Origin of the sequence: Bacillus sp. FF-1, assembly GCF_028548245.1 — a bacterium.
Classification (GTDB): domain Bacteria; phylum Bacillota; class Bacilli; order Bacillales; family Bacillaceae_G; genus Bacillus_A; species Bacillus_A paranthracis.
This window is the reverse complement of record NZ_JAQQGG010000004.1, coordinates 307,442-322,908: the sequence shown is the minus strand read 5'-3', so window position 1 is coordinate 322,908 and position 15,467 is coordinate 307,442. Positions and strand designations below refer to the sequence as shown.

12 protein-coding genes are annotated in these 15,467 nt (G+C 37.1%); 1 reads left to right on the top strand and 11 read right to left on the bottom strand.

Annotated elements, in window-relative coordinates; translation table 11 throughout:
- Window positions 1-18 precede the first annotated feature (18 nt).
- Window positions 19-1,551, top strand: a complete 1,533-nt coding sequence (locus tag PQF83_RS16830; RefSeq protein ID WP_000087671.1) for a BA3702 family sensor histidine kinase — start codon at window positions 19-21, stop codon at window positions 1,549-1,551.
- Window positions 1,552-1,606: 55 nt separating this feature from the next.
- Here the strand turns inward: PQF83_RS16830 and PQF83_RS16825 are convergent, their stop codons facing one another.
- The 11 genes from PQF83_RS16825 to hutH all read right to left on the bottom strand — a co-directional run bounded on the left by PQF83_RS16825 (window position 1,607) and on the right by hutH (window position 15,393).
- Window positions 1,607-2,218 (bottom strand): alpha/beta hydrolase, encoded by a 612-nt coding sequence (locus tag PQF83_RS16825; RefSeq protein ID WP_000975470.1) that lies wholly within the window; start codon window positions 2,216-2,218, stop codon window positions 1,607-1,609.
- Between the two features lie 24 nt (window positions 2,219-2,242).
- The gene (locus PQF83_RS16820; RefSeq protein WP_000412746.1) at window positions 2,243-3,181 is read right to left on the bottom strand and encodes a ring-cleaving dioxygenase; all 939 of its coding nucleotides are present in this window, start codon (window positions 3,179-3,181) and stop codon (window positions 2,243-2,245) included.
- 342 nt (window positions 3,182-3,523) lie between these two features.
- The gene (putP, locus tag PQF83_RS16815) at window positions 3,524-5,002 is read right to left on the bottom strand and encodes a sodium/proline symporter PutP (protein ID WP_000687615.1); all 1,479 of its coding nucleotides are present in this window, start codon (window positions 5,000-5,002) and stop codon (window positions 3,524-3,526) included.
- 299 nt (window positions 5,003-5,301) lie between these two features.
- Window positions 5,302-5,790 (bottom strand): cytochrome c biogenesis protein CcdC, encoded by a 489-nt coding sequence (locus PQF83_RS16810; RefSeq protein WP_001183914.1) that lies wholly within the window; start codon window positions 5,788-5,790, stop codon window positions 5,302-5,304.
- Between the two features lie 112 nt (window positions 5,791-5,902).
- The gene (locus PQF83_RS16805) at window positions 5,903-7,477 is read right to left on the bottom strand and encodes an FMN-binding glutamate synthase family protein (protein ID WP_000005201.1); all 1,575 of its coding nucleotides are present in this window, start codon (window positions 7,475-7,477) and stop codon (window positions 5,903-5,905) included.
- 67 nt (window positions 7,478-7,544) lie between these two features.
- Complete coding sequence (locus tag PQF83_RS16800) at window positions 7,545-8,672, bottom strand: alkene reductase (RefSeq protein ID WP_000204380.1); 1,128 nt, start codon at window positions 8,670-8,672, stop codon at window positions 7,545-7,547.
- Window positions 8,673-9,237: 565 nt separating this feature from the next.
- A complete protein-coding gene (locus PQF83_RS16795; protein ID WP_170868999.1) occupies window positions 9,238-9,699 on the bottom strand; it encodes a CarD family transcriptional regulator in 462 nt (153 codons plus the stop codon).
- Between the two features lie 260 nt (window positions 9,700-9,959).
- Window positions 9,960-10,931 (bottom strand): formimidoylglutamase, encoded by a 972-nt coding sequence (gene hutG / locus PQF83_RS16790; protein WP_000399843.1) that lies wholly within the window; start codon window positions 10,929-10,931, stop codon window positions 9,960-9,962.
- Window positions 10,910-12,181 (bottom strand): imidazolonepropionase, encoded by a 1,272-nt coding sequence (gene hutI / locus PQF83_RS16785; protein ID WP_000887556.1) that lies wholly within the window; start codon window positions 12,179-12,181, stop codon window positions 10,910-10,912. Before hutI ends, hutG begins: the two co-directional genes overlap by 22 nt.
- Before the next feature lie 12 nt (window positions 12,182-12,193).
- Entirely contained in the window at window positions 12,194-13,852 is a 1,659-nt protein-coding gene (hutU, locus tag PQF83_RS16780) for a urocanate hydratase (RefSeq protein WP_000416708.1), read from the bottom strand.
- 23 nt (window positions 13,853-13,875) lie between these two features.
- Entirely contained in the window at window positions 13,876-15,393 is a 1,518-nt protein-coding gene (gene hutH, locus PQF83_RS16775) for a histidine ammonia-lyase (protein WP_000631850.1), read from the bottom strand.
- Between the last annotated feature and the right edge of the window lie 74 nt (window positions 15,394-15,467).

The following is a 15,467-nucleotide window of genomic DNA, read 5'->3' as shown; positions in this document are numbered from 1 at the left end:
TTGTACGGAGGAACTATTATGAGTCGTAAAAAATATTCATCAACTCAAAAAAAACGTCATCCGAACATTTCTAGACGTTTGCGAAACCATATACAAGATCGTTCATTAGCAGAAATGTACGCATCTCTGTTCGAACACAACCCTGATGGTATTATTTCATTAAATTTAGAGGGAATTATTATACACACTAATCCTTCTGCTGAAAGAATACTAGGTTACACTTCTTCAGAATTAGAGCGAAAAAGCATTACCTCGATTTTAGAAGCTCATATTTCTGAGCAAGTATTACAAAATATAAAGAATACGGAAGCGGATAATCAACAAGAGTATATTTTATCTATTTATCATAAAGATGGATTCTTATTAGATGTCGTGACAAAACTAGTTCCTATTTTTGTCCAAAATCGTCTAACTGGCGTATATGCCATTATGAAGCCTCTTGAAAAATCAGAAAGAATTGAGAAAAAGCTGAAAGAAAGTGAGAAGAGATTACGCACATTAGTAAACTCCATGCCTGCGTTTGTTATATTTAAAGATCATGAAGGGCGCTGGCTTGAGGCAAATGACTACGCACTTTCTTGCTTCAATTTCCATCATGTACCTTACCACGGAAAAAAAGATAGTGAACTCATTCAATATAATGAAGCGTACCGAGAAGCTTTTTTACATTGTGAAGAAGTCGATGAATTAGCATGGCAACAAAGACAAATTCTTCATGGTGAAGAATTTATTATTCATAGAGATGATTTCGACCTAATCTTAAGTATATCGAAAGTTCCTCTCTATCACCCTGACGGCTCCCGTAAAGGTCTTATCGTAATGGGAAGAGATATTACTGAGCTAAAGGAAACGGAAAAGTTATTACGAAAATCTGAAAAGCTCGCAGTAGTCGGACAACTGACAGCTGGAATTGCTCATGAAATTCGAAATCCACTCACTTCTCTAAAAGGTTTTCTAACATTGCTACTCCCTGAAATAAATGAGGAGCAGAAGTGGTATATCGATGTTATGTTAAGTGAAATTTCACAGATGGAATCTATCACGAGTCAATTTATGGCGATGTCTAAACCACAAGTATTAGCAATCCAAACTTGTAACATACAAACTTTAATTGAAGAGGTAGTTACATTTATTTTACCAACCGCAATTATGCATAGCGTTCATATCATTATGGATCATTTTGATTACGTATATGACATTCAATGTGACGGTAACCAATTAAAACAAGTTTTTATAAATATATTAAAAAATGCGATTGAAGCAATGCCAAATGGCGGAAATATTTTCATCCAAACAAAACCATTAGAGGGTAATTTCATCTTAATACGGATCATCGATGAAGGTTGCGGTATCCCAGAAGATCGTATCTCCCGTTTAGGCGAACCTTTTTATAGTTTAAAAGAAAAAGGCACAGGGCTAGGATTAATGATGTGTTACAAAATAATTGAAGAACATCATGGTAAATTACACATTTCAAGTGAATTAAATAAAGGTACGGTCGTTGATATTCACCTACCACTTTCTTCACCTCACCTTGCAATCCAGTCTTAAATAATAAAAGAAGCATCTGCTAACGATTAGCAGATGCTTCTTTTATTATTTATACTTATAGAACTGTTTTTCCATACCATTCTTTTGCTTTTTCTACTTCACCCATCGTTAATTGATGTCCTCTATTTTCCCAATGCATTGTTACATTAGCGTTTGCATTTTCTAATAGTAGCTTCAATTCCTCTGACTCAGAAGATGAACAAATTGGATCATTTGTCCCAGCAGCAATAAACACGGATTTCCCAGCTAAATTAGGCAATTGTGTTCCTCTTCTAGGCACCATTGGGTGATGAAGCACAGCACCTTTTAACGCATTTTCGTAGTGGAATAATAAGCTTGCCGCAATGTTTGCTCCATTTGAATAACCGATAGCTACAATGTTATTTCTATCAAATTCATATGTTTTTGCAGCTTCGTCTAAAAACTCATTTAATTCCTTCGTACGGAAAATAAGATCCTCTTCATCAAAAATACCTTCTGCTAATCGACGGAAGAAACGTGGCATCCCATTCTCTAATACATTTCCACGGACACTTAATACTGAAGCTTCCGGATCCATTATTTCTGCAAGTGGTAATAAATCTAATTCATTACCTCCTGTACCATGAAGTAATAGCAATACTGGTTTTGACGTATCTTTTCCTTTTTGAAAAACATGTTTCATCATAATCCTTTTCCCCTTTCAATCACTTTAATCTAAATTTCTCACTTCAAATGGTAAAAGCGTTTGTTCAATCTGTTTTCTATGTTTTTCATATTGTTCCGGTAACTTTAATTCCTCACCCATCGTCTCTAACGATTCATCATGAGCGAAACCAGGGGGATCTGTTGCAATTTCAAATAAAATTTCACCGTGTTCTCTAAAATAAATTGCGTTAAAATAATTTCGATCTTGTACAGGAGTTACGTGGTATCCAAAACGGGACACATGCTCTTTCCAGTCTAGCTGATCAGCATCGTCACTCGCTCTCCAAGCAATATGATGAACTGTACCAACACCCATTTGACCGCGTCCGATTGTCGATAATTTCAAATCAATAATATTGCCAATATTAGCAGAAGAACGGAATCGAACAAATTCACCCTCTTCTCCAATTTTCTCAAGACCCATGATATGTTCTAACAGTTCAGCAGTTTTTTGAGGCTGCGTTGATAAAAGAACTGCACCGCCAAATCCTTTAATTGCTACTTCTGGCGTAACTTCCCCAAAAGTCCAATTATTTAATTCGCCTTCTTCTCTTTCTACTAATTCTATATGCAAACCATGTGGATCATCAAATTCTAAGTACTGTTCCCCAAATCGAGTCATTTTTGTATACGAAACATCGAATTTTTCTAATCTATTTTCCCAAAACTCCATTGCCCCTTTTGGTACAACATAAGAAGTGATTCCTACTTGACCGTCACCAATAACTCCTTGACGAGCACCTGCCCATGGGAAAAACGTAATAATTGTTCCCGGTTTTCCTCCTTCATTACCAAAATAAAGATGGTACGTACCTGGATCATCAAAATTCACTGTTTGTTTCACTAAACGTAAACCTAACACACCAGCGTAAAAATCTACATTTTCTTGTGGATGCCCTACAATCGCTGTAATATGGTGGATGCCCATTGTTTTCTTTTCCATTTCTTCCACTCCTTTTTTATTCCATTATAAAAATTGCTTTACATTAAGATTCATTATTCATTTTGTCCATACTGACTAGTAAAATCCGTCATGATAATTTTATCTCGAATTCGAGATATTGATTTTAAAATTACACATTAACTTCCAGTTCCTTAAATTATCTCAAATTCGAGATAATTATTAAAAAAAATATTTAATCCATTTGAAATCTTTATTCAAAGTACAAATTAACTCGAACTCAAATTTATTATAAGTTACTTACTTTTAGTTGTCAACAAGTTCCTTATTTTCATTTTAAATAAAAAGAGAGTAAACGCCAGTTTCGTTTACTCTCTTCGCTGATCATTTCGTTTCTTCTTCCAGCACTGCTTCCATCTCATTAAATTCACGATGAATTGCTTTAACTGGTTCTTTCGTTAATAAACTTATAACAATCACAGCTAATAAGCTACAGAAGAATCCAGGTACCATTTCATACATAGTCGCTTTTAAACTTGGAATTTGTACCCAAGTAATTACAACTACTGCACCAACAATCATTCCAGCAAGAACGCCCCATTTGTTCGTTCTCTTCCAATATAAACTTAATAAAATGGCAGGTCCGAATGCTGAACCAAATCCTGCCCAAGCATAACCGACGAGTGTTAAAATTGTATCACTTGGATGATACGCTAAAACAACTGCGATCATAGCTACTACTAAAACTGACAGTCTACCGATAAATACAAGTTCTTTATCACTTGCGTTACGACGGAAAAATGTTTTATAGAAATCTTCCGTTACTGCACTTGAAATAACAAGTAATTGCGAGGAAATACTACTCATAATCGAAGCCAAAATAGCTGATAATAAAAATCCAGTAATGTACGGATGGAATAAAATATTTGAGAATGTTACAAAGACCATTTCCGGATCTTGTAATGTCGCATTATTTTTAGCGTAATAAGCAATACCAACTAGACCAGTAAGCATTGCACCTATAATTGAAATCGTCATCCAACCGATACCGATTCTACGAGAAGTTTTCAAATCTTTAATAGAGGTAATTGCCATAAAGCGGACAATAATATGTGGTTGACCAAAATACCCAAGACCCCATGCTAAAAAGGAAATAATACCAAGAATTGTGGTCCCTTTAAACATATCTAAATGCGATGCATCAACTTGCTTAATCGTATTGAATGTTTCTGTTACACCACCGACATCTGTAAAAGCAACAATTGGTACTAATACGAGAGCAATAAACATAATACACCCTTGCACAAAGTCGGTCCAACTTACTGCTAAAAAACCACCGAATAGTGTATAAGCAACTACGACACCAACAGTTACAAATAAACCAATTTTATAATCAAGGTTAAAAGAATTTTCAAACAAACGTCCACCTGATACTAAACCAGCCGACGCATAAAATGTGAAAAATACTAAAATAACGATAGCGGAGACAAAACGAAGTATTTTCGTACGATCTTTAAATCGATTCTCTAAAAAGTCTGGAATCGTAATTGAATCATTAGCCACTTCTGTATACGTTCGCAAACGCGGGGCAAGAATTAAATAGTTTACATAAGCACCTATTAATAAACCTATCGCAATCCACACACTTGATAACCCTGTCGCATACATCGCACCAGGTAATCCCATTAGCATCCAACCACTCATGTCAGAAGCACCAGCTGATAAAGCTGTAACTGCTGGACCGAGTCCCCTTCCGCCTAACATATAATCTGATAAATCGGATGTCTTCTTATAAGACCAATAACCGATATACAACATACCTGCCATATAAATAGCAAGCGAAACCATAATCTCAATCTTCACCAAATCTCTCCCTTAGTTACATAAGCCATTCAAAATTTCGAAAAATGACTTTTTCTATTTTCTTGTTTTCGCTTATGGTTCCCTACCTTAACAAACATTTTTTGTTCTTTCAAGTGAACAGGTGTTTTTTACTGCATGTGAAAACCTTCATAAACGCCTTTATCCCAGTGGATTACCCGGTTTTTAAAAGAAATTAAAGTAAAAATATTCAGAAAACAAAAAAACACTTTTCCACTTCTTATTTTCATTTATTTATCCGACAAATTTCCAAAAGAAAAAGCCATACAAATGCATGGCTTTTAGCTTATTGGCATCGTAATTTTCTCTTTCTCTACGTAAACTTTACGAAATTTTATATAGCAGCCAATACGCCAAGGTACTATATAACAAACCGCAAGAGTGTAGAAAAGAATGCCGATTGACTTTGGATCTAAACCTTGTAAATGTCTTCTAAAATAAGCACGTAAAAGAACGATAACTAAAAATGTAGCAATAAAAGCAATACTTTTTTTCGCATAAATTTGACCATCTTCTCTCACTTCATACCCACTTAAAATAATAAGTGGAATTGACAATAACAGTCCAATCCCAGCAGCTATCCCAATTTGCCAACCAGCAAGTTGTATCGGTGCAGCATATAAAGAAAAACCTGGTAATAAAAAGAATAATGGCAATAATAGTCGTCTTCCTTTATTTTTAATTGGCCGATTCATAGAACGCATACGTCTAAATATAACGAGCCCTATGACGAGTAAAAAAATTGTAATACTGTACGAACCTTGCTGCAAGTGAATCTCTCCCTAAAAATAGTCATTTTTAAAATCTTTTCCCATTATACTCCTAATATTTCCTAAATAATATGATTATCCCTTCGAAAAATCTTACATTTTCAATATACTTTTAGGTTTGATTTATTATAGGAAATAATTCCAAAAGAGGCACCACCCGCCCCACCTCATCTTTAAATACAATATGCTCCCTCGTTAAATGACGCGGACTCTTTACTCCCGCTGCTGCTGCTAACGAAAACAAACTATATCTCATACTAATAATATAATTCATAACTCGCCACTTCTTCTCATACGGATCTAACGCTTTTTGATAGTGCGGATTCGTCGTGGCCACACCAGATGGACATTGGCCAGAGTTACATTGAAGCGCCATAATACAACCGCTTGCCATCATAAAACCACGTGCCGAGTTTACAGCATCTGCACCAATCGCTAAAGCAATTGCCACTTTATCTGGTGTAATTAATTTCCCCGAGGCAAACACTTTGAATTTATCACGAACACCATACTGATTCGCTGTATCAATACATGTCAGTAACGCTGGAATAAGCGGCATCCCCATACTATCTGCCATCGATTTATATGTTGCTCCTGATCCACCTTCTGAACCGTCAATTGTAATAAAATCCGGATAGATATTTAACTCTTTCATCGTTTTAAATAAATCTTCCAACGGCTCCTGCTGTCCAATTACAATTTTCATACCGATTGGTTTCCCGCCAGTTTCTTGCAAACGCTGAATAAAATAAAGTGTATCTGCCGCATTGTTCAAAAATGAAAATCGATTCGGAGAATTAATCGTTTCTCCTACTCGTACATTCCGAACAGAAGCAATTTTCTCATTTACTTTTTGCCCCTCTAAATGACCACCACGTATTTTCGCACCTTGCCCAAATTTCAATTCAAATGCTTTAATATTACTTTCTTTCACTTTCTCCATAAATTTCTCCATTGAAAAATTCCCGTCCTCATCACGGTATCCAAATAGTCCTGGACCAATTTGCGCAACGATATTCGCCCCTGTATGTAAATGTTCTGGAATAACGCCACCTTCACCAGTATTAATCCACGATCCGCCTGCCATTTTCGCTCCAAAGCCGCTCGCTAAAATATAATTTTCGCCAATCGCACCGTAAGAAGTTGCTGATGCCCCAAACATGCCATACAGTTTCCACGGATATTTACGATTTTCGCCGACGATAATTGCATCGTCTTCTTCGTATAACCAAAGATTCGTTGTATCCGCTGTCAATTTTTCTCTCCTTGAAAATAATCCTTCTTTATGAATCACATACTTTTTCCCTTCACGTTCTTGCGTTACGTTCACACTTAATTCTTCTGTTAATACCGGAAACAACGTATTAGCAATATAATAACCAGATGCTTCAAAATCTCGTTTCGACCCAAAACCAAGTATTTCAGAGCGATACTTCGCTAAAAACATAACACTTTGAAAGTCGTAACGTGAAAAAGGTTTTCCATCTGTATCGTGATCAAACCAATATTGCCGGAATTCCGGCCCTATCTTTTCCAGTAAGTAACGCATTCTTCCTAAGTATGGATGTAGTTTTAAAATAGAATGATGCGTCCGTTTTTTTATAAAAAATGTGATAATAAAAAAGACGATTAAAAGCAACATTAATAATAGTAATATACTAATAATAACGAGTAGCGTTTCACTCATCTCGCTTCCCCCTATGAAATTCCATAATAAAAGGAGAACACTCCATGTGTTCTCCTTTTATCTTTATTCAAATTAATGTAGCAAGATGCTCTTTCGCGTCATATTCAACTAAACTTTCAGCATGTTTAATTCGATGAACAAAATCTGGATTAGCAATTAACGGTCTTCCGAATGCAGCTACGTCAATTGTTCCTTCTTGCAACGCTTCTTCAGCTTCTTTCGGATTCAAATTACCAACCCCAACAATCGTACCATCCCAATATTTTCTTACTAATTGATGAAAATTCTTTCCGTCAGCAATCACTTGCGTATAATTCATCGTTGAAGGATGAATCATCGTTAATCCAACTTCTTTAAACATATTTACAAATGTTTCAATTGCCAGCTCAGGGTTTTCCCACATATAAGTAGGATTATCCCCTTTAAAAGCAGAGAAACGAAGAAGTGTTTTATCAGCTCCAACTGCTTCTATTACAGCCTCAGTTACTTCTTTCATAAACGTTAATCTTTGCTTTAAGTCACCGCCATATTTATCAGTACGCTTATTAGCAAACTCATAAGTAAATTGATCAATTAAATATCCGTGTGCACCGTGAATTTCTACCCCATCAAACCCAGCTTCAATCGCATTTTTTGCAGCTTGTGCGTATTGACTGATAACTTCTTGTATTTCTTCTAATGTCATTGCTTCTGGTGTATCGAATGGTTTGCGAAAACGTGGAACATTCCCTTCTGCAGCGATGGCAGAAGGCGCTTGGGGCATTTGCCCACCAATTATTTCATGATGACTCATACGACCAACATGCCATATTTGAGCAATAATTGTCCCGCCTTCTTTATGTACTGCCTCTGTAACAGGTTTCCATGAATCAATTTGTTCTTGCGTATAAATCCCTGGTACTCCTGGGTTTCCTTTTGCTCTTGCGCTAATAACGATTCCTTCTGTAATAATTAATCCAACTCCGTCAGCAGCACGCTTTCTATAGTACTCCACTACATCAGCACCAACTACTCCAGTTTCATTGTCTGCAAAGCATCTTGTCATCGGTGCCATTGCTATGCGATTACGAAGAGACCAAGCTCCGACTTGAATCTGATCAAACAACTTCGTTTCTTCAATATTTTCAAAAGATCCCCAAGCGTTTACATTTGTTCCTTCATAAATACTTGCCGCTTTCTTGTTCGAACTTGTCATGTTTCTTCCCCCTAAAAAAATTCTTACTACAATCGCATCATACTTACTTTTAGATAGTAACGTCAATTTATACGACTTTTCTATAAAACATTCGAATATCCCAAAAACAGAATGCTATAAATAAACTAAAAAGGTTTCCTTAGTAGGAAACCTTTTTTAGTTGATCATATATGGCTGTCAATTTCTTCATCTCTTTAATATAAAGAATCCCTTATCAATAGAAGTGAAAATGGTTCAGTATTCTTCTAAAAATAATAACTTATATACCTAAAACAATGAAAGCCCTACCTCTCTTTCATCCTTACGGCTCCTCGTCCGTGCCAGTGTGAATCAGGATTGCAAAAATCAAGTAACTATTTTATCGAAGTATTGAATTAAACTTCGAACATTCGTAAAAGAATTAAAAAATAAAAATGGATTTGATTGTAGTAATAACAAAAGAGGTTAATGCTCTAAAAGTGGTTTGAAAGAGTTGAATGTCTTTGAAATGATTGATTGTCTATAATTATGTTCCCAAAAAATTCAAAACCTTTTTTGGGATACCATATATTATTTGTAATGAACCTTAACAAAAGCTTTTTATTTGATTTTCTGTGATACCTTCAATTAATCCCAGTTCACTAATCAAAAATTCATGTGCGTTATCTAACATTTTCTTTTCGCTTGCATTAAGTGCCTTTTCTTTCTGTATACGCATTAAATCACGCACAACTTCAGCACCTTCTTGCATTTTACCCGTTTTTATTTTATCAGTGTTCAATTTATATCTTTGTTTCCACGTAAGTAATCTATCTGATTCTCCATGTTGAAAAATATTTATTATGTGTATTAATGCCGTGATATCCGTTACTGGTCGTATATTTGAACTCAATATTTTCCCTTCAGGAATCATTATTTCCATATTACTAGCCGACATTTTTATAACATAATACTGTTGTTTTTTTCCTGCGATTTCCTTCTCTTCTATGGCTTTAATTATACCTGCTCCTTGCATTGGATAAACAATGTTATCGCCAATTTGAAACAAATAATCCACCTCCATATATGGTAACCTTCTCAAATTTAACACACTTTTAGTTTTTTAGCAAAATTTTTATTTTATCACAAAAATATTTTACACGTCAACACTTCAGAAGCAAGAAATTAAATTCACACAATACACTATAAAAACCGCAATTTTATTAACGGTTCCACACACATTCATTCTCTTTTAACATAAAAACACATCACTACATTTGAGTAGTAATGTGTTTTTGATAAAGCGTAAATAAAAATCTACTTTTCCGTCTATATACTAACCTGCTTACTAACTGTCTCCCTCGCCAAAAGAAAACTCATAATCACTTGCGCAGCTACTCGGCTCGTCATATCTCTGAAATCAAGGGTTGGATCAATTTCTACAATATCCATCCCTTGAACGAGAGGTTCTTTACCAAGAAATTCAATCGCATCCAGTAAAGTCGCACTATCCATTCCGCCAGGACCAATCGCTGGACAACCTGGCGCAAATGCTTGATCTAGTACATCCATATCAAGAGAAATATAAATAGAAGTCACGCCTTGCTTTCTTAATACTTCGATACTTTCCGTCATAATATCTTTTATTTCTCGCTCTCGTACATCTTTCATTGTATACACTGTCACGCCATGTTCTTTTGCATATTCATGGTACGCTCGTGCATTTGAAAAATTACGAATACCGATTTGAACGAGTTGTTTTCCTGTAATAACACCATTTTCTAATAAACTACGGAACGGTGTACCATTTGACGGACCACCATCTTCTAAATTGCGCAAATCATGATGGGCATCAAATTGAATAATACCGACCTTCCCTTTACTATTTGCAAATCCTGTTATACTCGGAAAACTAATCGAGTGATCCCCACCAAGAACGATTGGTATCATGTTCGGATTTACTTTCGTTACATGACCAACTGTTTTCGCAATTCGGTTATGACTTTCTTTTATATCCGTCACATGCATCGTAATATCGCCGCAATCATATAAGACACTTTCTTTCATATCATGTTCTTCTGTAATTGCGTACGTGCTATATGCATCTAACATCGCACGAATTGTTTTTGGAGCAAAACTTGCTCCTGAATGACTAATAGACGGTTTAGAAAGGGGTGCTCCAATTAAGGCCGCACCGAATATTTCCACGCCTTCCTCCCAATCTTTAATCATTTCACTCCATTTTGTCACTTCACGATCGATAAACTTGGCATTTTTCTTTAAATAGTGGCCGTGCTCCACGATTGTTCACCTCTTGTATATGCGATATTACCATTCTTCCATACTGTATTTACATGACTTACGCCGTAATGATACGGTACGTAAGCATAATTGTAAGCATCCCATAGCACTAGATCTGCCTTGCGACCTACTCTAATTTTCCCAGCTACGTCACCACGATTAATTGCGTAAGAAGAGTTAACTGTTACGGCATTCCAAACTTCTTCTGGTGTCATTTTCAACTTCAGCATTGCGATGCTCATAATAAGCTGAATGTTTTCCGTTGGACAGCTGCCTGGGTTAAAGTCTGTAGCTAAAGCTACCGCAACACCTTCATCGATCATTTTACGACCGCGAGCAAAGCTTTCTTTATTTAAATAGAAAGTTGTTCCTGGTAATAAAGTGGCTACTGTATTAGAGTTTGCAAGCATTTCAATTCCTTTATCAGAAGCACCAACTAAATGGTCCGCTGATGCTGCACCAATTTCAGCTGCCGCTTCCGCACCACCAAGAGGATCAATTTCATCCGCATGAATTTTCACATCAAAGCCAAGCTCTTTCGCTTTTAATAAAAACTCTTTCGACTCTTCAACAGAGAACACGCCTGTTTCGCAGAAAATATCAACAAATTCAGCTAATTGCTTCTCTTTCATTTCTGGCAGTAAGTCTAACATCCATTGTAAAAATTCTTTCGATCTACCTTTATACTCTTTCGGAACTGCATGAGCACCTAAAAATGTAGAAACTAAATCGATTGGATGCTCTTTTTGTAATTGTGCAGTTGCCTCTAATTGTTTCCATTCCGTCTCATCATCCAATCCGTATCCACTCTTCGCTTCTACAGTTGTAACTCCGAAAGATAGCATACGGTCTAAATGAAATTTCGCTTTTTGAACGAGTTCTTCCTTCGACGCTTTTTTCGTTGCATTTACAGTTGAAAGAATACCTCCGCCTTGTTCTAAAATTTCTAAGTACGGCACTCCTTGCAATTTTAATGCGATTTCATTTTCACGAGATCCACCAAATACAAGGTGAGTATGCGGATCAACAAGACCAGGAGAAACCATTTTCCCGCCGCAATCAATTACTTCTTTCGCTTGTAATCCTTTCGCTTCTTCTGCTGTTCCAACGAAAGTAATTACGCCGTTTTCAATCCCAACCACACCGTTTTCGATAACAGGAAGCGTGTTCATCGCTTCCCGTCTTAACAAGCCATCTTCTTGATCCATTGTTAGTAATTGACCGATATTGATTAGTAAAGTGTCCAGCATGTTTTCTCCTCCTTATTTCATCATTGGAATGTTAACGCCTTTTTCTTTCGCAGTTTCCACAGCTAAGTCATATCCTGCATCCACGTGACGAACAACACCCATACCAGGGTCAGAAGTTAATACGCGCTCAATACGTTTTGCCGCTGCTTCTGTTCCATCTGCAACGATAACCATTCCAGCGTGAAGTGAATAACCCATACCAACGCCGCCACCGTGGTGAACAGATACCCAGCTTGCACCGTTTACACTGTTAATTAATGCATTCAAAATTGGCCAGTCAGCTACTGCATCACTACCATCTTTCATCGCTTCTGTTTCACGGTTTGGAGATGCTACTGATCCGCAATCTAAATGGTCACGACCGATAACGATTGGTGCTGATAATTCACCATTTGCAACCATTTCATTAATGATGCGACCAAATTTCGCGCGCTCACCGTAACCAAGCCAACAAATACGTGACGGAAGACCTTGGAACTCAACTTGCTGACGAGCCATACGGATCCAGTTACATAAATGCTCATTATCAGCAAACTCACGTAAAATTACTTCGTCTGTTTTATAAATATCTTCTGGGTCACCAGAAAGCGCTACCCAGCGGAATGGTCCTTTTCCTTCGCAGAATAATGGACGGATAAATGCTGGAACGAATCCTGGGAAATCGAATGCATTTTTCAAACCTTCATCAAAAGCAACTTGGCGAATGTTATTTCCGTAATCAAATGTAATTGCGCCTTTTGCTTGCATAGCAAGCATTGCTTCTACATGTTTTGTCATGCTTTCTTTTGATAATTGTACGTAGCGCTCCGGATCTTCTTCACGAAGTTTTGCTGCTTCTTCTAATGTGTAACCTACTGGAATATAACCGTTTAATGGATCATGAGCAGATGTTTGATCTGTAACTAAATCTGGCGTAATATTACGCTGCACTAGCTCTGGTAAAATCTCTGCCGCATTTCCTAATAAACCAATAGAAATCGGTTCTTTCTTCTCTTTATACTCGTTCGCAACCGTTAATGCTTCTTCTAATGATTCTGTATACATATCACAGTATCTCTTTTCAATACGGCGATCGATACTGCGCTTATCAACATCAATAGCGATAACAACACCGCCATTCATCGTTACAGCAAGAGGTTGTGCACCGCCCATACCACCTAAACCAGCAGTAAGTGTTAATGTACCTTTTAATGAACCACCGAAATGTTGGCGTGCCGCTTCACCAAACGTTTCATATGTCCCTTGTAAAATACCTTGTGTTCCAATGTAAATCCAGCTACCTGCTGTCATTTGTCCATACATCATAAGACCTTTTTTCTCTAGTTCACGGAAGTGATCCCAGTTCGCCCACTTCGGTACTAAGTTTGAGTTCGCTAAAAGAACGCGAGGTGCATCTTCATGTGATTTAAAGATTGCAACTGGTTTTCCTGATTGAACAAGTAATGTTTCATCGCTTTCTAACGTTTTTAATGAATCTACAATTGCATTGTAGCTTTCCCAGTTACGAGCTGCACGGCCGATTCCACCATATACAACTAATTCTTCTGGCTTTTCAGCAACTTCCGGATCTAAATTGTTCATTAACATACGAAGTGCAGCTTCTTGCACCCACCCTTTCGTTTGTAACTCAGTACCTCTTGGCGCGCGAATTGTTTGTTTAACTTTTTCCATTTCACTCTCTCCCTTTTCTCATTTTATAGTGCTGCGTTTACATCTAATCTTTCTTTTATCGAATAATTCGTTTTTAACCAATACGCAATATTTTCAATATCCGTTGAGAATATACGGTCATTAGTAATAGAAGGTACTTGTTGACGACCTTGATGATAGAAGCTCTTCGTCACTGTACTCATGTTTTCAATACCGCGATATTCTGCTGCTTGCATCGCACAAATCATCTCAATTGAAAGAACACGTCTTACATTTTGAATAATTTGATGTGCATGGCGTGAAGCAATTGTTCCCATACTTACGTGATCTTCTTGGTTAGCTGATGACGGGATTGAATCAACACTCGCCGGATGTGCTAACGTTTTATTTTCAGAAACTAGTGACGCTGCAGCATATTGCATAATCATTGCACCAGACTGAAGTCCTGGTTCTGGACTTAAAAATGGTGGTAAATCGTTTAACTGTGGATTTACTAAGCGTTCAATACGGCGCTCTGAAATATTTGCAAGTTCTGCCATTCCAACTTTTAAGAAGTCCATCGCAAATGCAATTGGTTGACCGTGGAAATTACCACCTGAAATTACTTTTTCTCCGCCATCAAAAATAAGTGGATTATCTGTCGCGGCATTCATTTCAATTTCTAATTTTTCTTTCACATAATTTAAAACTTGCCAAGAAGCACCGTGTACTTGCGGAATACAGCGAAGTGAATAGGCATCCTGCACACGTAGTTCTCCTTGTTTCGTTGTTAATTTACTATCATGAAGGATGTCACGAATTCTGCTTGCTACTTCCACTTGCTCTTTATAACCACGTGCTTTATGAACATTTTCATCAAATGCATCAATAATGCCTTGTAAACCTTCAATTGTCATAGATGCAATTAATTCAGCTTGATAAGCCGTTGCTTCTGCTTCTATATAAGAAAGAACTCCTTGCGCTGTCATCGCCTGCGTACCATTAATTAACGCCAGACCTTCTTTCGCTTCAAGTTCAATTGGCTCAAGACCTTCTTCTGTAAGAGCGACCATTGCATGAACGCGTTTTCCTTTATAGAACACTTCACCTTCGCCTAATAATACGAGCGCAAGATGAGATAAAGGTGCTAAATCGCCACTCGCACCAAGTGAGCCTTGTTGTGGAACAACTGGGTGAATTTTACGATTTACAAACTCAAGAAGCATATTTACAACGAGCGGTCTAACACCAGATACTCCTTTAAGCATCGTGTTTGCTCGTAAAATTAACATACCGCGTGATACTTCTTCAGGGAATGGCTCGCCTATCCCACATGCATGTGACTGAATTAAATTATGTTGAAGTGCCTTTACATCATCTTTTTGAATTAGCACATCACTAAACTTTCCAAATCCAGTTGTAATACCGTAAACAACTTTTCCGTCCTCTACAATTTTCTCAACTACTTCGCGGCACTCCGCCACCTTTTGCATACTAGTTGGACAAGCTGTTACACCTTCTCCTTCAAGTAACAACCTCTTCATTTCTTCAATTGTCAATGTGTGTCCTGTTAACGTAATCATTGTTTTTCCTCCTTAAAAAGGCAAAAGGGGACCTTATCTTTTTAAGACAGACTTCTGTCCTAAAAAAGTAAGGC

What these genes read in the sequence shown, in the direction of transcription:
- PQF83_RS16830 (WP_000087671.1), top strand. Translation starts at nt 19, where the DNA reads ATGAGTCGTAAAAAATATTCATCAACTCAAAAAAAACGTCATCCGAAC.
- PQF83_RS16825 (WP_000975470.1), bottom strand. Translation starts at nt 2,218, where the DNA reads ATGATGAAACATGTTTTTCAAAAAGGAAAAGATACGTCAAAACCAGTA.
- hutH (WP_000631850.1), bottom strand. Translation starts at nt 15,393, where the DNA reads ATGATTACGTTAACAGGACACACATTGACAATTGAAGAAATGAAGAGG.
- PQF83_RS16820 (WP_000412746.1), bottom strand. Translation starts at nt 3,181, where the DNA reads ATGGAAAAGAAAACAATGGGCATCCACCATATTACAGCGATTGTAGGG.
- PQF83_RS16805 (WP_000005201.1), bottom strand. Translation starts at nt 7,477, where the DNA reads ATGAGTGAAACGCTACTCGTTATTATTAGTATATTACTATTATTAATG.
- hutU (WP_000416708.1), bottom strand. Translation starts at nt 13,852, where the DNA reads ATGGAAAAAGTTAAACAAACAATTCGCGCGCCAAGAGGTACTGAGTTA.
- PQF83_RS16800 (WP_000204380.1), bottom strand. Translation starts at nt 8,672, where the DNA reads ATGACAAGTTCGAACAAGAAAGCGGCAAGTATTTATGAAGGAACAAAT.
- hutI (WP_000887556.1), bottom strand. Translation starts at nt 12,181, where the DNA reads ATGCTGGACACTTTACTAATCAATATCGGTCAATTACTAACAATGGAT.